Origin of the sequence: Bradyrhizobium sp. WSM2254 (assembly GCF_000472645.1) — a bacterium.
In the GTDB taxonomy this organism is placed as follows: domain Bacteria; phylum Pseudomonadota; class Alphaproteobacteria; order Rhizobiales; family Xanthobacteraceae; genus Bradyrhizobium; species Bradyrhizobium niftali.
Genome location: NZ_AXAB01000046.1, coordinates 1 through 18,208 on the forward strand (window position 1 = coordinate 1; position 18,208 = coordinate 18,208).

Annotated in this window: 18 protein-coding genes; 2 read left to right on the plus strand and 16 right to left on the minus strand. The window is 65.0% G+C overall.

What is annotated here, in order from left to right; all coding sequences use genetic code 11:
* Positions 1–581 precede the first annotated feature (581 nt).
* The 13 genes from A3M7_RS0129485 to rpoZ all read right to left on the minus strand — a co-directional run bounded on the left by A3M7_RS0129485 (position 582) and on the right by rpoZ (position 14,988).
* Entirely contained in the window at positions 582–2,126 is a 1,545-nt protein-coding gene (locus tag A3M7_RS0129485) for a GMC family oxidoreductase (protein ID WP_027547156.1), read from the minus strand.
* 4 nt (positions 2,127–2,130) lie between these two features.
* Positions 2,131–3,681: an ABC transporter substrate-binding protein gene (locus A3M7_RS0129490; RefSeq protein WP_027547157.1), complete on the minus strand. Its 1,551-nt coding sequence runs from the start codon at positions 3,679–3,681 to the stop codon at positions 2,131–2,133.
* A gap of 401 nt (positions 3,682–4,082) precedes the next feature.
* The gene (parC, locus tag A3M7_RS0129495) at positions 4,083–6,338 is read right to left on the minus strand and encodes a DNA topoisomerase IV subunit A (RefSeq protein ID WP_027547158.1); all 2,256 of its coding nucleotides are present in this window, start codon (positions 6,336–6,338) and stop codon (positions 4,083–4,085) included.
* A 61-nt stretch (positions 6,339–6,399) separates the two neighbouring features.
* Positions 6,400–6,684 (minus strand): hypothetical protein, encoded by a 285-nt coding sequence (locus A3M7_RS0129500; RefSeq protein WP_027547159.1) that lies wholly within the window; start codon positions 6,682–6,684, stop codon positions 6,400–6,402.
* A gap of 100 nt (positions 6,685–6,784) precedes the next feature.
* Entirely contained in the window at positions 6,785–7,537 is a 753-nt protein-coding gene (gene recO / locus A3M7_RS0129505; RefSeq protein ID WP_027547160.1) for a DNA repair protein RecO, read from the minus strand.
* Positions 7,538–7,673: 136 nt separating this feature from the next.
* Positions 7,674–8,054 (minus strand): hypothetical protein, encoded by a 381-nt coding sequence (locus A3M7_RS0129510; RefSeq protein ID WP_027547161.1) that lies wholly within the window; start codon positions 8,052–8,054, stop codon positions 7,674–7,676.
* 21 nt (positions 8,055–8,075) lie between these two features.
* Complete coding sequence (gene era, locus A3M7_RS0129515; protein ID WP_027547162.1) at positions 8,076–9,002, minus strand: GTPase Era; 927 nt, start codon at positions 9,000–9,002, stop codon at positions 8,076–8,078.
* Positions 8,992–9,807, minus strand: coding sequence for a ribonuclease III (gene rnc / locus A3M7_RS0129520; protein ID WP_027547163.1), 816 nt, complete (start codon positions 9,805–9,807; stop codon positions 8,992–8,994). The genes era and rnc overlap by 11 nt, the downstream gene beginning before the upstream one ends.
* Positions 9,804–10,568: a signal peptidase I gene (gene lepB, locus A3M7_RS0129525; RefSeq protein ID WP_011087823.1), complete on the minus strand. Its 765-nt coding sequence runs from the start codon at positions 10,566–10,568 to the stop codon at positions 9,804–9,806. Before lepB ends, rnc begins: the two co-directional genes overlap by 4 nt.
* A 249-nt stretch (positions 10,569–10,817) precedes the next feature.
* Entirely contained in the window at positions 10,818–11,237 is a 420-nt protein-coding gene (gene acpS / locus A3M7_RS0129530; RefSeq protein WP_027547164.1) for a holo-ACP synthase, read from the minus strand.
* The gene (locus A3M7_RS0129535) at positions 11,234–11,986 is read right to left on the minus strand and encodes a pyridoxine 5'-phosphate synthase (RefSeq protein WP_027547165.1); all 753 of its coding nucleotides are present in this window, start codon (positions 11,984–11,986) and stop codon (positions 11,234–11,236) included. Before A3M7_RS0129535 ends, acpS begins: the two co-directional genes overlap by 4 nt.
* 111 nt (positions 11,987–12,097) lie before the next feature.
* Entirely contained in the window at positions 12,098–14,386 is a 2,289-nt protein-coding gene (locus A3M7_RS0129540) for a bifunctional (p)ppGpp synthetase/guanosine-3',5'-bis(diphosphate) 3'-pyrophosphohydrolase (RefSeq protein WP_027547166.1), read from the minus strand.
* A gap of 209 nt (positions 14,387–14,595) precedes the next feature.
* Positions 14,596–14,988 carry a DNA-directed RNA polymerase subunit omega gene (rpoZ, locus tag A3M7_RS0129545; protein ID WP_027522935.1) on the minus strand — a complete coding sequence of 131 codons (393 nt, stop codon included), beginning with the start codon at positions 14,986–14,988 and terminating at the stop codon, positions 14,596–14,598.
* 326 nt (positions 14,989–15,314) lie between these two features.
* Between rpoZ and A3M7_RS0129550 the strand changes: the two genes are divergently transcribed.
* Both A3M7_RS0129550 and A3M7_RS0129555 read left to right on the plus strand, forming a co-directional pair.
* A complete protein-coding gene (locus A3M7_RS0129550; RefSeq protein WP_027547167.1) occupies positions 15,315–15,959 on the plus strand; it encodes an NYN domain-containing protein in 645 nt (214 codons plus the stop codon).
* The gene (locus A3M7_RS0129555) at positions 15,940–16,614 is read left to right on the plus strand and encodes a uracil-DNA glycosylase (RefSeq protein ID WP_027547168.1); all 675 of its coding nucleotides are present in this window, start codon (positions 15,940–15,942) and stop codon (positions 16,612–16,614) included. Before A3M7_RS0129550 ends, A3M7_RS0129555 begins: the two co-directional genes overlap by 20 nt.
* An 8-nt stretch (positions 16,615–16,622) precedes the next feature.
* Here the strand turns inward: A3M7_RS0129555 and A3M7_RS0129560 are convergent, their stop codons facing one another.
* From A3M7_RS0129560 to mscL, 3 genes are all read right to left on the minus strand, one after another.
* Positions 16,623–17,204: a peroxiredoxin gene (locus tag A3M7_RS0129560; RefSeq protein ID WP_027547169.1), complete on the minus strand. Its 582-nt coding sequence runs from the start codon at positions 17,202–17,204 to the stop codon at positions 16,623–16,625.
* 4 nt (positions 17,205–17,208) lie between these two features.
* Entirely contained in the window at positions 17,209–17,682 is a 474-nt protein-coding gene (gene smpB, locus A3M7_RS0129565) for an SsrA-binding protein SmpB (protein WP_011087830.1), read from the minus strand.
* Between the two features lie 74 nt (positions 17,683–17,756).
* Positions 17,757–18,173, minus strand: a complete 417-nt coding sequence (gene mscL / locus A3M7_RS0129570) for a large conductance mechanosensitive channel protein MscL (protein ID WP_027547170.1) — start codon at positions 18,171–18,173, stop codon at positions 17,757–17,759.
* Between the last annotated feature and the right edge of the window lie 35 nt (positions 18,174–18,208).

Genomic DNA, 18,208 nt, shown 5'->3' on the forward strand with positions numbered 1-18,208 from the left:
CGACAGCGTCTTCGCATGGCTTCGGGTGCGAGCACACGCCAGCTCTCGAAGGCCCAGCGAGGACGTGCGCGGACGGCGAAGTCGTGTGGTCCTGACGCCCGGGGTCTGTGCGTCAAGTCTCGTGGTGATGTGCGCTGCCCGANCGGACGCGCACATCAGCCATCCGCGAGGCGACGGGGGCAATAGTGCATCGCTCCCCGGGGAGAGCACGAAGGACACCGTTAAAACCATTCGCGCAGGGAAGGCCGGGCGATCCGGCGAAACCTGTGGTCCACCCCGTGTGCATCTTTTGTAGCGCACGGACCTGCGGGTGCCAGCCGGCGCCCGGCCTTCCCTGCGCCCTTGTCTTTGCGAGGGCCCTTGCGAGAAGCAAAACTCGGGCGCTATCCGCCGCGAGAATGCGAACGCTCGCCCGCTGTTTGAAACGTGTATCGGCACGACGGCAAGTCTTGCCCCACTCTCGGTGTCATCGCCCGGCTTGACCGGGCGATCCAGTACTCCGAAACGGCCGTGATTGAATCGATCGGCCGCGGCGTACTGGATGCCCCGCCTTCGCGGGGCATGACACCGTTGTTATAACGCTATCGCATCATCATCCGCGCAATCGCCTCGCCGATCACCACCGTCGTGAAGTGGGTGTTGGCGCGGCAATCCGACGGCATGATCGAGGCGTCGGCGACGCGCAAGCCCGCGATGCCCTTCACCGTGCCGTCGGGGTTGACGACACCGTCGGCGTTGTTGACGCCGCTCATGCGGCAGCTGCCGGCGGCGTGTTGGATGTCTCCGGTCTCACGGCGCAGCAGCGCATCGAGCTCGTGATCAGGCAAGGCCGCAGCTTGCGGAAGCGTCAGATCGGTGTCGGTCAGCCTGATCCGGTCGGCAATGCCTGACAGCGCCGGCTGGGAGGTGATCACGGCCAGTCGCTTCACCGCATCCATCATGCGCAGCATGTCGCGGGGATCGGCCAGCATGTTCTCCTCGACAACGGGATCAATCGCGGGATCGGTCGAGGCCAGTTTAAGCGTGCCCCGCGAATAGGCGTTGAACAGTCCGGCGCCGATCGCGCCGGGCACGCCGATGCCGCGGTGGTTGAAGGCGATCAGGATCATGTCGCGCTTGCCGCCATTGGCGAGCCCCGAGGAATAGGTCACGCAGCAATTGGTGTGGCGGGTGTCCGGGTCGGTGGGACGCAGGTTTTCGTGGAGCTGGATCGTGGCGCGAAACAGCGGATGGTCGAAGAAGTGGCGGCCGACCGGCAGATCGCGCTCGACCGCAATCCCCATCGCCTTCAACTCGTCGGCCGGGCCGATGCCCGAGCGCAGCAGGATCGCCGGGCTGTGGATGGCGCCAGCGCAGAGCACGATCTGGCGCGCACCGATATCGCTCGTGCCCTGCCCCTCGATGTGAACGCGGACGCCGGTCGCCCGGCCGTCGCTGATCAGCACGCGATCGACCAGCGCATGCCCGCGAATTTCCAGATTGGCGCGGCCGCGCGCGGGCTCGAGGTAGCCCTCATTGGTCGTGATGCGGCGGCTATCGCGGCTGTTGATGGGGTAGCAGGCGACGCCCTCGCCGTCAGGGCCGTTGACGTCGGCGCACCAGGGATAGCCGCTCGCCAGCGCCGCATCGCGCAAGCCGCGATCGATCGGGCCCCATGTCTCGGGCGGCGCGCGATAGACCGGCAGCGGTCCGCCGCGTCCATGTCCCTCGGCGTCGCCGAATTCCATGTCGTCCTCGATCACCGAGAACAGCGGCATCACTTCTTTCGCCGACCAGCCGGTGCAGCCATTGGCCGCCCATTCGTCGAAGGCGTCCGCAACGCCGCGGATGGCGATCTGGCCGTTCATCATCGATGAGCCGCCCAGCCCCTTGCCGCGCCAGTAGAAGCGCGGCTCCTGCCCGGCCACGCGGCGCGTCAGGAGATCAGGCCACTGCCATTTCTCCTGATACTCGCGCTTGTGGATGATCGGGATGGGATTCGGCGTCATCACTTCCCAGGGCGCATCAATGGCGCGCCAGTCGAGGCCGGCTTCGAGCAGCAGGACGCGACGTGCGGGATCCTCGGAGAGCCGTGCCGCAACAGCGGCGCCGGCGGAGCCGCCGCCGACAACAATGACATCGTACATCGTGTTACTTCTCAACGTTCCAGAACACCGGGATGGCGGACGGTATCAGATTGCGCAGCGCCGCGCGAGAAAGCGCCGGCTGGGCGAACTGGCCCCACGGAATCCCGGGCGCCTGATCGTACATCACCGTCTGAATCTCGGCCGCGATCTTCTTGCGGTCCTCCTCGGCAGGCGCCTTGGCGAAGGCTTCCATGAGTGGCGTGATGCGCGCATCGCATTGCCAGCCGGTGAAGTCGGCGCAATTGAAGGCGACCATGACGTTGGTCAGCGGCGAGCCGAGATCGAAGCCGCCGGCGTGAACGCCATAGACGCTCCAGCCCTCCTTCTTGGCGCGGCGCGCCAGCACGCTGGCCCAATCCATCACCTGGAGATCGACGTTGAAACCCGCCTGCTTCAGCCGCTCGGCCAGCACCTGTGCCGAGACGCGTGGCGCTTCGAGGTCGTTGGCCTCCATGACGACAACGGGCTCGCCGGCATATTTCGTCGCCTTCAGCGCGGCCTTCGCCGCTTCGATCGACGGCTTGGCGGCGGCTTCCGTGCCGGCCTTGCTGTCATAGGTGGTGCCGCACGTGAAGAAGGTCGCGCAGGGCGTGGCGTATTTGGCATCGAGACCGAGCGCATCCAGCACTTCGCGCTGGTCGACCAGCTTCCACAGCACGCGCCGGATCGCGGGATCGTCGAACGGTTTCGACGCGGCGTTGAGGCGATAGGCCCCTGCGAACATGTTGCCGCCGGTGAAATTGACCAGCTTGACGCGGGAGTTCTTCTCCAGCGTCGGCAGCAGATCGAACGGCGCGTATTGCATGAAGTCGACCTCGCCGGCCTGGAGCGCGGAAGCCGCGGTCGCACCATCAGGAATAACGCGGATCTCGAGCGTGTCGACATTGACGCGCTTGCCGCCGGCGAGGAAGTCGGCGGGCTCGGGGCGCGGCACATAGTCGGCGAATTTCTTCAGGATCATGCGGTCGCCGGTGCGGTGATCGGCCTTGCTGTAGACGAACGGGCCGGAGCCGACGATCTCGGTGATGCGCTGGTCGCCGGGCGTCCTGGCGATGCGCTCGGGCATCATGAAGGCGACCGGGCTGACGGGATTGCCGAGCGCGTCAATGACGAGGCCGGACGGCTCCTTCAGCGTCAGCACGAACGTCTTGGCGTCCGTCGGCTCGAGCGAGGCCGTGATGGCGAAGATGCGGCGGCCGAGCGCGCTGCGGGTGCCCCAGCGACGCAGCGAGGCCACGCAATCGGCCGCCGTGACCGGCTGGCCGTCATGCCATTTCAAGCCGTCGCGCAGCGTGAAGCTGTAAGTCAGGCCGTCGGGCGAGACCTTCCAGTCCTGCACCATCTGCGGCTTGATCTCGCCCCTGGAATCCTTCGCGAACAGCGTGTCGAACACCATGTAGCCGAACGTGCGCGAAATATAGGCCGTGGAGAAATGCGGATCGAGCGTGACGATCTCCGCCTCGAGCACCGCGACGAGATTGCCCGCCGCATGCGCAGGCGCCGCCACCAGCGCGAGGGCGAACAGCGCCGGAATGAAAGACTTTGGTTTGAACATTGGGGCCTTTTGCCTGTTGACGAGACGTTTGCAGTCGCCAGGAAAAAGCAATGTTCGTGCCCGATCGACGCAGGCACTCATGCGCTCACGACTATCAGCCAAGCGTTTGCGCGCCACACCGCCGGTGTCATCGCCCGGCTTGACCGGGCGATCCAGTATTCCAGAGACGACTGAGGGATCCGGAATGGAGGAGCGATGCACTCGCCGCTCGTCATTGCGAGCCAACGGGTCCGCGCAAAGCGCGGCCCGATGGCTCGCAATGACGATGTGGAGGCGACGTCGCGCTACACCCTCAATCGTCATGCCCGGGCTTGACCCGGGCATCCACGTCTCTTCTCAATCGCGGCGGCGCGTGGATGGCCGGGTCAAGCCCGGCCATGACGATGTGGCGAGAGCCCGCCCTACCCGATCCCCCGGCCGAACTTGTTCGACTTCGGGAATCCCTTCGGCGGCAGGCGGCCGGCGTCGGCGCGGGTGCCCTGCCACTCGGCGAGCTCCTTCATGGTCGCGGAGAATTCGCGACCGGCGGAGTCCTTCCAGGTCAGGCCAGCCTTGGCGTCGAACACGACGACGTCGGAGAGACCACCGTCCTTGTACTTCTGCAGGCGGACGCCTCGGCCGCGGGCCATCTCCGGGACCTGGTCGAGCGGGAATACCAGCATCTTGCGGTTCTCGCCGATGACCGCGACGGTGTTGCCGACCACCTCGGTGACCGTGCGTGCCTCGTTCGGCATGTCGACGTTGAGGACCTGCTTGCCCTTCTTGGTGGTGCCGACGCAATCGTCCTCGTTGACGACGAAGCCCTGGCCCTCGTGGCTCGCGACCAGGAATTTGCGTCCACCCTTGTTGACGAACAGCGCGACGGGTGCCGCCTCCTGCTCGAGGTCGATGAACAGGCGGATCGGCTCGCCATGACCGCGCCCGCCCGGAAGTTTCGCGACATCGAGCGAGTAGAACTTGCCGTTGGTGGCGAACAGCAGCAGCTTCGACGTCGTCTCCGCGAAGAACGCGAAGCCGAGCTTGTCGTCCTGCTTGAAGGCAAGGCCCGAGAGATCCTCGACATGCCCCTTCATGGTGCGGATCCAGCCCTTGTCGGAGACGACGACCGTCACCGGCTCGCGCTCGACGAAGGCCTCCTCGATCGCGGCAAGATCGTGCTCGGGCGCATCGGCAAAGGTGGTGCGGCGCTTGCCGAGCGGGGTCTTCGGCCCGAACATGTCGCGGAGCTTGCCGACCTGCTCGCCGACCTTCTTCCACTGCTCGGCTTCCGAGGCGAGCACCGCATTGATGCCCTTGAGCTCGTTGCGCAGGTTCTTGTCCTCGGTGCGGATCTCCATTTCCTCGAGCTTGCGCAACGAGCGGAGCCGCATGTTGAGGATGGCTTCGGCCTGCACCTCGGTGAGCTTGAACGCCTTCATCAGCGCCGGCTTCGGCTCATCCTCGGTGCGGATGATCTTGATCACCTTGTCGATGTTCAGATAGGCGATCAGGAAGCCGCCGAGAACTTCCAGCCGATGCTCGATCTGCGCCTTGCGGTAGTTGCTGCGCCGGATCAGGACGTCGCGCAGATGGTCGAGCCATTCGCGCAAGCACTCCGCGAGCCCCACGACCTTGGGGATGCGGCCCTTGATCAGCACGTTGAGGTTCAGCGGAATCTTGTTTTCGAGCTCGGTCAGCCGGAACAGCGATTCCATCATCAGCGCCGGATCGACGTTCTTCGACTTCGGCTCGATCACGATGCGGACGTCTTCGGCCGACTCGTCCCTGACGTCGCCGACCAGCGGCAGCTTCTTCTGGTCCTGGAGCTCGGCGATCTTCTCGATCAGGCGCGACTTCTGCACCAGGAAGGGGATCTCGGTGACGACGACGACCCAGGTGCCGCGTGCGCCCTCTTCCTGCTCCCACCTGGCGCGAACGCGGAACGAGCCGCGGCCGGTCGTGTAGGCTTCGGCGATCGCCTGCTTGGAATCGACGCAGATGCCGCCGGTCGGAAAGTCCGGGCCCTTGACCCACTTCAGCAGCGCCTTGGACTTCGCGTCGGGCTTCTCGATCAGATGCAGCGCGGCGTCGCAGAGCTCGGCGGCGTTGTGCGGCGGGATCGAGGTCGCCATGCCGACCGCGATGCCCTGCGCGCCGTTGGCGAGCAGGTTCGGGAAGCCGCCGGGCAGGACGACCGGCTCCTTCGACTGGCCGTCGTAATTGGGACGGAATTCAACGCCGTCCTCGTCGATGCCCTCGAGCAGAAGCCGCGCGACATCGGTCATGCGCGCTTCGGTGTAGCGGTAGGCGGCGGGGTTATCGCCGTCGATATTGCCGAAATTGCCCTGGCCGTCGACCAGCGGGTAGCGCGAGGAGAAATCCTGCGCGAGGCGCACCATGGCGTCGTAGATCGCTTGGTCGCCATGCGGATGGAACGAGCCCATCACGTCGCCGACGATCTTGGCGGATTTCTTGAAGGCGGTGCCGGGGTCGAGCCTGAGCAGGCGCATGCCGTAGAGGATGCGCCGGTGCACCGGCTTCAGGCCGTCGCGTGCGTCCGGCAGCGCACGATGCATGATGGTGGAGAGCGCATAGGCGAGATAGCGCTCTTCCAGCGCCTCGCGCAGCGGCACCTCATGGATTTCGGCCGGTTCCGGCGGAATCAATCGTTTTCCCATGCCGCCCGGTTAAACCGTGGAAGCGAATCGGGCAAGGATGGATTGGTTCCCTGTGGGCGGCTTACTGCCCCGCCCAGCCGGCGGTCACAGTCTGGGTGGAGTGGGGATTTTGGGCCTGTGTGGTGGTCGGCGCGTTGGCCAAGCAGCGCCGGGCGGCCTCGATTTCCGCTTCCGTCGCGCCCTTGGACCGGGCCCATGCCTCTGCGGCTGCTGCCGAATATTTGGCCACGTAGAACCTGACGACCGTGCAGGAGGCACGGCGAACCAGTCCTGTTTGCTCGCCTGCGAGGGCGTCCGGCGCCAGCGCGATCAGCGCTGCCGACACAATAAGTCCCTTGATCAGCATCAGGTTTATCCCCGGGTTGGAACCCCACGGGCCAATCCGGGAAACCCGGTTTGGTTCCGGGATATTTCATCTGATCAGGCAATACAGAGCCGCGCTGACGTCATGGCGCCGGGATCGCAGCCCTCGCCTGCTGCCGCGTCAAGGCATTGATGAAGCCGGCCCGCGCGTCGGAATGGACCTGCCCGCGCGGCTCCAGCACGTGGCGCAGCAGAAACAATCCGGTCAGCCGAAAACCGTCCTGGAGATCCTGGTCGGTGAGTTCGCTCGCGGTTTCGCCCTGGCGCAAGAACGGCGGCAGGCGCAGCAGCCGGTCGCGCCATGGCTCGCCCGCGCCGCGCGACACCGCGCCGCCGGACTTCGGCGAAACGTAGATCAGGTCCGTGGTCTCCCCGGTTACCGCGCAATTGTCCAGCGCGAGCCCGAAGCCGAGCTCGGCGAGCATCGCCAGCTCGAAATGGATCACGTGGACGGCGGCGCTGCCGATGTCGTCGAAATCGTCGAGCGAATGTTCGAGCAGCGCAAAGATTTCCTCGTGCGGATCGCGCTCGGGAAGGAGCCGCGCAATCGAGGCCAGATGGGTGACGCCGTAGACGCCGTGGGACGATGCCAGCAGCGTGGCCGCACGCAGCTTCAGGCCCTCGACCGCGTAGGTGCCGAGATGCTCGTCGAGCCGCGCCCGCCACACCGCGCTGACGCTGTTGCCCGGTTGCAGCAAGGGCCGCATCCGCGAGCCGGCACCGCCGCGGACGAGACCGAGATGACGGCCGTGTTCGCGCGTCAGCAGCTCGACGATGGCGCTGCTCTCGCCATGCCGCCGCACCCCCAGCACGATGCCTTCGTCGGTCCATTCCATTTAAGGAAGTCTAGCATTTCGAGCGACCGTAGGGTGGGCAAAGCGAAGCGTGCCCACCAATTTTGATCCCCCGCGATCGTGGTGGGCACAGCGCGCAAGGGCGCGCCTTTGCCCACCTACGGCACCGCGCAAAACCTCACGCGTTGAACCAGCCCTGCGCGTCGCCGCTGAAGGAGAAATACAGGCCCATCGTGGTCAGCACGCAGGAGACGATCTCGATGGCGCTGTCGAGCTCCATGCCCTTCTCGCCGATGATCTGGCCGAGCGAGATCACCGACAGCACCAAGGCTGCGGCCAGCACCCAGCGCGGCCAGTTCTTGCGCCAACGCGCAGCGAGCCAGACGAAATAGACCAGCAGCAGGATCATGCCGCCGGCGAGCAGCGTCGCCGTCATGATCATCTGCTCGGTCATCTCGGCATTGGGCGTGCGGTCCTGCACCGCCACCGACAGCGCATCCAGCATCAACGACGCATAGAGCAGCGCTTCGAAGCGCCGGACGTTCGTGGGCACGCTCATCAGATACCGATCTGTTCTTGCTTATTCTTTGGGAAATTCCAGGCCCATCTCGCGATAGCGATCGGGATCGTCGCCCCAGTTCTCGCGCACCTTGACGAACAGGAACAGGTGCACCGGCACGCCGAGGATCTCACTAATCTCCTTGCGCGAATCCGCGCCGATCGACTTGATGGTGGCGCCGCCCTTGCCGAGCACGATCTTGCGCTGGCTTTCGCGCTCGACGAAGATCGTCTGCTCGATCCGCACCGACTTGTCCTTGCGCTCCTCCCACTTGTCGGTCTCGACCGTGGACTGGTAGGGCAATTCCTGGTGCAGCTTGCGATAGATCTTCTCGCGCGTGATCTCGGCCGCCAGGTGCCGCATCGGCGCGTCCGACATCTGGTCCTCGGGATAGAGGAACGGCCCCGGCGGCACCATCTCGGCAAGTGTATTCCTGAGATCATCGACACCGTCGCCGGAGATCGCCGCGATCATGAAGGTCTTGGCGAACGGCATGCGCTCGTTGGCGGCCTGCGCCAGCGCCAGCAGCTTCTCGCGCTGGACCAGGTCGACCTTGTTGATGACCAGGATCTTCTCGTGATTGACGCTGGCCGCCTTGGCGAGGATCGCCTCGGCCTCCTCGTCGATGCCGGTCTTGGCGTCCAGCAGCACGCAGACGAGATCGGCGTCATGCGCCCCGCTCCAGGCGGTCGAGACCATGGCCCGGTCCAGCCTGCGCTTGGGCGAGAAGATGCCGGGCGTGTCGACCAGGATGATCTGCGCGTTGTTCTCGATGACGATGCCGCGGATCAGCGCGCGCGTGGTCTGCACCTTGCGCGAGACGATCGTGACCTTGGCGCCGACCAGCGCGTTGACCAGCGTGGACTTGCCGACATTCGGTGCGCCAATGAGCGCAACGAAGCCGCAGCGCGTCGCAGCGGGCGCCTCGCCGCTTGCTTCAACCGTCATTGCCGCCGCCAACGCCTTCACGTTCGATCATCACCGAGGCCGCCACCTTCTCTGCCGCGCGCTTGCTGCCGCCGATGCCTTCGGCCGGCGCCAGTCCCGGCAGGTCCACCGCGACGCGGAACTGCGGATCGTGATGCGGGCCGGTGCGCTCGACCTCGCGATAGACCGGCGTCGGCAGGCCCTTCCCCTGCGCCCATTCCTGGAGCACGGTCTTGGGATCGCGCAACGGACGCCGCGGCTTGTGCATGCGCTCGGTCCAGTTGCGCTTGACGAATTCGGCCGCCGCCGCATGGCCGCCGTCGAGGAAGATGGCGCCGATCACGGCCTCGCAGATGTCGCCGAGCACGCTCTTGCGCAGGCGGGCGTCGGCGCTGGGGCCGACCGAACCGAGCTTGATGTCGTCGAGCAGCCCGAGCGACTTGGCGACGTCGGCACAGCTCTCCTTGCGCACCAGTTCGGCGAGCCGCTTGGACAGCTCGCCTTCGTCGGCGTTCGGGAATGCGTGGTAGAGCATGTCGGAAACGACCAGCCCGAGCACGTGGTCGCCGAGGAATTCCAGCCGCTGATAGCTGTCGCCGCGCTTGCGCCCGGACTTCAGCGCCGAGACATGCGTGATCGCCTGGATCAGCTGGTTCGGATCCGCAAAGCTATAACCAATGCGCGCCTCGAGTGCCGCATTCGCGTCAGTCGCCTTGGCCTTGCGTACCCGCTTCTTCTTCGCAGGCGTCTTCGGTGCAGCTTCGCCCTCAGGAGCGGCTTGCGCCTCGATAGGTTGGGTCGCGATGTCCTTGGCTTCGTCTTTCATCGGACGATTTTGAAGAAGCGATTCCAGCGCACCGCCCACGGCCAGCGCCAGAACATCCAGGCATGCTCGCCTTCGGCGATGGAGAAGAAGATCATCTGGGCTCGGCCGATCAAATTCTCCTGCGGCACATAGCCGACCTGGCCGAGGAAGCGGCTGTCGGTGGAATTGTCGCGATTGTCGCCCATCATGAAGAAATGGCCTGCTGGCACCGTGTAGACGTTGGTGGTGTCCATGTAGCCGTTGTCGGCGCAATCCAGCGTCTCATAGGACACGCCGTTCGGCAGCGTTTCCTTCCAGCGCTTCACCCGGGAGATGCCGCCGCCTTCGGAGCCGCACGGATCCTCGCCGACATATTCGCTCATGCGCTGCCGCTCGACCGGGGTGTCGTTGATGTAGAGCAGCCCGTCCTTCATCTGGACGCGGTCGCCGGGAAGCCCGATCACGCGCTTGATGTAGTCGGTGGAATCGTCCTTGGGCAGGCGAAACACGACGATGTCGCCGCGGTTCGGATCCGAGCCCCAGAGCCGCCCCGAGAACAGCGGCGGCGAGAACGGGATCGAGTAGTGGCTATAGCCGTAGGAATATTTCGAGACGAACAGATAGTCGCCGACCAGCAGCGTCGCCTTCATCGAGCCGGACGGGATGTTGAACGGCTGGAACAGAAAAGTGCGGATCACGAGCGCGATCAGGAGAGCGTGGATCACGACCCGGATCGTTTCGCCGACGCCGCTTTCAGTTTTCGTTCCCGAAGTCACGCTCATTGCTCTCTCAATTCCGGCCGGCGGTCACAGAGCGCCCTCCTCCCGCGAACAGCCCATTGCTTCGCGGCCCAAGGAGATTGTCCTGATTCTGATAATGAGGGCCAATTCCGGCGTAAAGCCGAATTCGCCCAGCCTGATTTGCGTCCGCGGACTTTTAGACGGTTGTCGGAGACCACGCAATCAAGGATCGCATCAAAACTGCATAAGATATTGATCTTTAACAAGAATTATAAAATGACCCCGGAACGGTCAGGGCTTGGCCAGCGGAACGGCTGAAATGATGACGAAGGCCTGTGCGAGCGGCCAGTCATCGGTGATCGACAGGTCGATCCTCGCCTCGAAGCCAGCAGGCGTCAGGGCCTGGAGCCGAGCCAGGGCACCGCCGGTCAGCTGCATCGTCGGCCGTCCCCCAGGCAGGTTGACCACCCCCATGTCGCGCCACCAGACGCCGAGCCTGATGCCGGTGCCGAGCGCCTTCGAGCAGGCCTCCTTGGCGGCAAAGCGCTTGGCGTAGGTCGCCACCACCATCTTCTCGTTCTTGGCGCGCCGCTCCGCCTTGGCCCGCTCAGCCGCGGTGAAGATGCGGTCGAGGAAACGCTCGCCGTGGCGCTCGATCACTTTGCCGACGCGGGTGATGTCGATCAGGTCGGAGCCGATGCCGATGATCATGCCCGGCTCCGTCCGCGGTCCATCGCCGCGCGCATGCTGCGCACCGTCTCGGCAAGACCGACGAACAGCGCCTCGCCGATCATGTAGTAGCCGATGTTGAGCTCCATGATCTCGGGCAACGCCGCAATCGTCTCCGCCGTCGCGTAGTCGAGCCCGTGGCCGGCGTGAACCTCCAGCCCCGCTTCCTTCGCCAGCTTCACGCCCGCCACGATCCGCTGCCATTCGGCGTCGGCCTTCGCGGTGTGGCTATCGACCACGGCGTCGCACCAGGCGCCGGTGTGAATCTCGATCACGGGCGCGCGCAGCCGCGCCGCCATCTCGATCTGCGCAGGGTCGGCGGCGATGAACAGCGAGACGCGGATGCCGGCATCGTTCAGCCGCGCGATGTAGGGCGCGAGCGCATTGTGCTGGCCGACCACGTCCAGTCCGCCCTCGGTCGTCACCTCCTGCCGGCGCTCCGGCACGAGGCACACCGCATGCGGCCTGGTGGCGAGCGAGATGCGCATCATGTCGTCGGTCGCCGCCATCTCGAAATTGAGCGGCTTGGAGATCTCGGCCTTCAGCCGCGCCATGTCCTCGTCGCGGATGTGCCGGCGATCCTCGCGCAGATGCGCGGTGATGCCGTCGGCGCCGGCCTCGATTGCCAGCAGCGCGGCGCGCACCGGATCGGGATTGCGGCCGCCGCGCGCGTTACGCAGGGTCGCGACATGGTCGACATTGACGCCGAGGCGGAGCGGAGAAGCGGGCATTGCAAGGCTCACAAAGGTAACATTTCTCAACTTGTCATGCGCGGGCCTGACCCGCGCATCCATCCTCTTCGAAGAGATGGGTTGCCGGGTCAAGCCCGGCAACGACGAGCTTCATCCATTAACACGTTCGACGCGGGCGACGACCGCCTTCGCGCGCAACTGGGCCAGGATCGCGCTCAGGTGCTTCAGGTCGTAGACTTCGAGATCGATCGTCGTCTCCGTGAAGTCCGGAGAGCGGCGCTGCATGCTGATGTTGTCGATGTTGCCGTCGTGCTCGGCGATCACGGTCGCGATCTGCGCGAGCGCGCCGGGCTCGTTGACGTTCTCGACCCTGATACGGGCCGGGAAGCGCTGCGGCGCGGTGTCCTCGATGTCCCAGCGCACGTCGAGCCAGCGCTCCGGCTCCTCCTCGAAATCCTTCAGCGCCGGCGCCTGGATCGGGTAGATGGTGATGCCCTCGCCCGGCGTGACGATGCCGACGATGCGGTCGCCGGGTACCGCGCCGCCGTTCGGCGCGAACTTCACCGGCAGGTCGGAATTGATGCCGCGGATCGGGATCGCGACCGGGGTTCGCGGCGGCTCGGAGGCCGCCTTCTCCTTGAGCTTGGCGGCGAGCCCCTTCTTGATGCCGTAGCGGGCGACGCGCTCCTCCTTGTAGTCGGGATACATCGCGCGCGCGACGTGGGAGGCCTTGATCTCGCCGCGCCCCACGGCCGCCATGACGTCCTCGATCGAGGTGCGCGCAAGCCGCGGCAGCGCGCCCTTGAGCTTGTCGTCGGCGTATTCGATCTTGGCGCGCTCGAACAGGCGCTCGACGATGCGCCGGCCGAGACCGACATATTGGTCGCGCACGGCGGTGCGCGTGGCGCGGCGGATCGCGGCGCGCGCCTTGCCGGTGACCGCGAGCGTTTCCCAGGCCGAAGGCGGCGCCGATTGCGCCTCCGAGGTCAGCACCTCGACCTCGTCGCCGTTCTGCAACTCCGACGACAGCGGCGAGAACTTGCCGTTGATCTTGCAGCCCACCGCGCTGTTGCCGACATCGGTATGCACCGCATAGGCGAAGTCGATCACGTTGGCATGGCGCGGCAGCGCGATCAGCTTGCCCTTCGGGGTGAAGCAGAACACCTGGTCGTGGAACAACTCAAGCTTGGTGTGCTCGAGGAATTCCTCGGGGTTGGCACTCTCCGAGAGGATTCCGACGGTGTGGCGCAGCCAGGCGAACGCGTTGGATTCGCGCTTGAGGAACTCGGTCGGCGAGCCCGCGCCTTCCTTGTAGAACACGTGCGCGGCGATACCGCGCTCGGCGATCTGGTCCATCGCCTCGGTGCGGATCTGGAGCTCGGCGCGCTGGTTGCCCGGACCGATCACGGTGGTGTGGATCGAGCGGTAGTCGTTCTGCTTCGGCGTCGAGATGTAGTCCTTGAAACGCCCCGGCACGACCGGCCAGGTGGTGTGGACGATGCCGAGCGCGCGGTAGCAGGCCTCGACGTCGTTCACGACGACACGGAAGCCGAAGATGTCGGACAATTGCTCGAAGCCGACCGATTTGCGCTCCATCTTGGTCCAGATCGAGAACGGCTTCTTGCGGCGACCATAGACCCGCGCGCCAAGGCCCCGGTGGCGCAGATTGTTGGAGAGCTGGGCCTCGATCTCGCCGATCAGATTGCGGTTGCGCTCGGCGAGCGCATCGAGCCGCTGCATCACCACCGAATAGGCCTCGGGGTCGAGCGTGCGGAAGGACAGATCCTCCAGCTCCTCGCGCATTTCCTGCATGCCCATGCGCCCGGCGAGCGGCGCGTAGATGTCGAGCGTCTCCTCGGCAATGCGCCTGCGCGATTCCGTCGGCACGAATTCCAGCGTGCGCATGTTGTGCAGGCGGTCGGCGAGCTTGACCAGGAGCACGCGGACATCGTCGGCAATCGCCAGCAACAATTTGCGCAGGTTCTCGGCCTGCTTGGCCTCGCGCGACACCAGCTCCAGCCGTTTCAGCTTGGTCAGGCCCTCGACCAGCGCGCCGATCTCGGGCCCGAATATCTGGTCGATCTCGGCCCGCGTCGCTTCGGTGTCCTCGATCGTGTCGTGCAGCAGCGCGGCCACGATGGTGGCGTCGTCGAGCTTCAGGTCGGTGAGAATCGCCGCCACTTCGAGCGGATGCGAGAAGTACGGATCGCCCGAGGCCCGCGTCTGCGAGCCGTGCGCCTTCATGGCGTAGACATAGGCGCGGTTCAGCAGATCTTCGTTGGTGTTGGGATTGTAGGACCTGACGCGCTCGACGAGGTCATATTGACGCATCATGCGCGCACGCGGCTTGGCCGGGCGCGCCACCGGCGCAGTCGGGGCCACGGCAACCGATTCGGTTGCGGCCTGCATCTGCGTTGGTCTGCGGCGTCGATACACCATGCCGTCCTGCCTTCAAACGGACCTCAAGGCGGCCCGTTGTATACATCTTAGCTCCGATCCCGCGCGCGTCCGATCAATTCGGTGACAGGCGCGCAGCGCGAACCGGCAACACTATGGTAACCACGAAAACGCCAACAAAAGCAAAGGCCCGAACACAGGTTCGGGCCTTTGATAAGATCACAAGAATTCGACGATTGCGACGGGACGATCTACTCGTCCTCCTCGGGCTGCTCTTCCGGCGGCGCGAGGCCTTCGAGGCCCTTCAGGAGCTCCTCTTCGGTCATGCGCTCAACGGCAACTTCGGTATCGTCCGCATCGACGCTGGCGCCGGCGGAACCGATCAGCGGCACCGTGTCGGGCTCGGGCTCGTCGACCTCGACGAACTTCTGGAGCGAGTGCACCAGCTCCTCGCGGAGGTCCTCCGGAGAGATGGTCTGGTCCGCAATTTCACGCAGAGACACAACAGGGTTCTTGTCGTTATCGCGGTCAACCGTTAGTTGTGAACCCGACGAAATCATGCGGGCACGGTGGGCGGCCAGCAGGACCAGGTCAAACCGGTTATCGACCTTGTCGATGCAATCTTCTACGGTGACGCGAGCCATGGACTGTCGCTCCGTTGTGGGTGGGACGAAATATGTGGATGATTGGGGCTAGTTATAGGGACCAAGACAATTTCGCAAGGCCAATTTGTGATTTGGCCTCGCCAAATGGCTCTGCTACCCCCACATTGGGGCTGGGATGGGCGATTTCCAGGGCTGCCATTGAGGGCGGCCCCGGGTGTTTGAGAGTTCGCCATAACTATACCTTGATTGCCCCGACTTCTCCGGATTTGCGGTTTCGACGGGTTTCGGCGGCACTCTAGAACTGCGCGGCCTGCTGCAGCGCCAACAATAAACGATCAATCACGAGCACTTCGCGAGCAAACTGAATGTCACTTTCTCCTACCAACAAGATCGCGCTCTTCATCGACGGGGCCAATCTCTACGCGACGGCGAAAACTCTGGGCTTCGACATCGACTACAAGCGCCTGCTGAAGGAGTTTCAGAGCCGCGGGACGCTGTTGCGGGCGTTCTACTACACCGCCATCATCGAGGATCAGGAATACTCCTCGATCCGCCCGCTGATCGACTGGCTGGACTACAACGGCTACACCGTCGTCACCAAGGCGACCAAGGAGTTCATCGACGCCTCCGGCCGCCGCAAGGTCAAGGGCAACATGGACATCGAGCTCGCCGTGGACGCCATGGAGCTCGCCGAGCACATCGACCAGATGGTGCTGTTCTCCGGTGACGGCGACTTCCGCTCCCTGGTCGAGGCCGTCCAGCGCCGCGGCGTACGGGTCACGGTGGTCTCGACCATCGCCAGCCAGCCGCCGATGATCGCCGACGAGCTGCGCCGCCAGGCCGACGTCTTCACCGACCTCGTCGAGCTGCAGTCCAAGCTCGGCCGCGACCCGTCCGAACGCCCCGCCCCGCGCGATCGCGGCGATCGCGAGGCCCGCCACCACGCCCCGCAATTCCTCCAGCGCGCGACCACGATGGCGCCGAGGGGCGATGACGACTTTGAGGAGTGAGGCGGCCCGGTCAGGCCGCCAGCCCCCCACCCTCGTCCCCGACCGTGACTGTCCGCTCTGTCCGCGCCTTGTCGCCTTTCGCGAGGCGAACCGCGCGCGCGAGCCGTCCTGGCATAACGCCCCGGTCGCGCCCTTCGGTGACATCAAGGCGCGTCTCCTGATCGTTGGCCTCGCGCCGGGCATGCAGGGCGCCAACCGCACCGGCCGTCCCTTCACCGGCGACTACGCCGGCGACCTGCTCTACGCCACGCTGCTCGAATACGGCTTTGCCAAGGGAACCTACCAGGCGCGTCCCGATGACGGGCTGAAGCTGATCGACTGCCGCATCGCCAATGCCGTGCATTGCGTTCCGCCGCAGAACAAGCCGCTGCCGGTCGAGATCAACACCTGCCGCCAGTTCCTCGCGGCAAATCTCGCGACGATGCCGAAGCTGCGCGCGATCGTCGCGCTTGGACGCATTGCTCACGACACGGTGCTCAAGCCGCTGAACCTGAAGGCCTCGCAAGCCCCCTTCGGCCACGGCGCGGTGCATCATGCCGGCGCGTTCAGGCTCTACGACAGCTATCACTGCTCGCGCTACAACACGAACACCGGCGTGCTGACGCCGGACATGTTCCGGTCCGTGTTCGCGAAGGTGAAGGCCGACCTGGATTAGCCCTTGGACTAGCCCTTGACGGGATTGGCCTTCAGCCAGTCCAGGACATCGCCGGCGTTCCGGTCGGGCGGAAACACCGGATAGAACACATGCGTGACCTTGGCGTCGTCGATGATCAGCGCAAGGCGCTTGATCAGCGTCAGGCCTGCGACCTCCATGGTCGGCAGTTTGAGGGCGCTCGTCAGCGCCAGCTTCTCGTCCGACAGCACCGGAAACGGCAGATGCAGGCGCGAGGCCATCTCGGTCTGGTATGCGTTGCTCTGGGTCGAGAGGCCGTACACTTGAGCGGCGCCGGCGGCCTTCAGCTCGGCGAACAGATCGCGAAACGCACAGGTCTGCGGCGTGCAGCCGCGCGCGCCCGGGATCATGTCCCAATCGTCAACCAGCGAGATCTTGCCGGGCTCGCCGGTGCGGGGATAGGCGAACACCACGGTTCGGCCGGAGAGCGCCGACAGCATGACTGATGTGTCGTCGGTCGCGAGCAGGCCGATCGCGGGTAGCGTCATGCCCGGCAGATGCGCGGCGCCGCCATCATCGACCGGCGCCGGAATCTTGCTCCAGTCAACCTCGAGCAGGTTCTTCTGATTCATCCCGCTATCCCCTCGCCCTGAGCAGGCGGCCCTTCTCCCGGCTCCAGTCGCGCTTCTTCTCGGTCTCGCGCTTGTCGTGCAGCTTCTTGCCTTTGGCAACCGCCAGCTGCAGCTTGGCCCGACCGCGCTCGTTGAAGTAGAGCTTGAGCGGGATCAGCGTCATGCCCTCGCGGTCCACCGCGCCGATCAGCTTGTTGATCTGCCGGCGATGGAGCAGCAGCTTTCGCGGCCGTTTGGGCTCGTGGTTGAAGCGGTTGCCCTGGAGGTATTCGGGAATGGTGGCGTTGATCAGCCAGATCTCGCCGTTCTTCGAGTCGGCGTAGGATTCCGCGATCGTGCTCTTGCCGTTGCGGATCGACTTGACCTCGGTGCCGGTCAGCGCAATGCCCGCCTCGATCGTATCCTCGATCGCATAGTTGAAGCGGGCCTTGCGATTTTCCGCCATGACCTTGATCGGTCGTTCGTTCTTATCGGCCATGACCTTCAAAAACCTGGCAAAAAAAACCGAGTGAGATACGCGCGGACGCTAACAGTTTGGGTGAAGCGCGCGCGTCAAGACTTCTTGAGGAGATCGCGGATCTCGGTCAGCAGCTCGACCTCGGCCGACGGCTTCGGTGGAGCGGCCGGTGCCGCCTCCTCCTTGCGCTTCAGCGTGTTGATGGCGCGGATCACCAGGAACAGCACGAAGGCAATGATGATGAAGTTGATCGTCAGCGTGAGGAAGCTGCCCCAAGCCAAGACCGCGCCTTGCTTTTTGGCATCCGCTAAGTTGGTGGCGGTGACCGCTTTCGACAAGGGGGTGAAGTAGTTCGAGAAGTCGAGGCCGCCGGTGACGGCGCCGATCAACGGCATGATCACGTCGCCGACCAGCGAAGTGACGATCGCGCCGAAGGCCGCGCCGATGATGACGCCGACCGCGAGATCGACGACGTTGCCCTTCATGGCGAATTCGCGGAACTCCTTGAGCATCCGCCTGCCCTTTTCATCGACCCCGCTCATGAAAG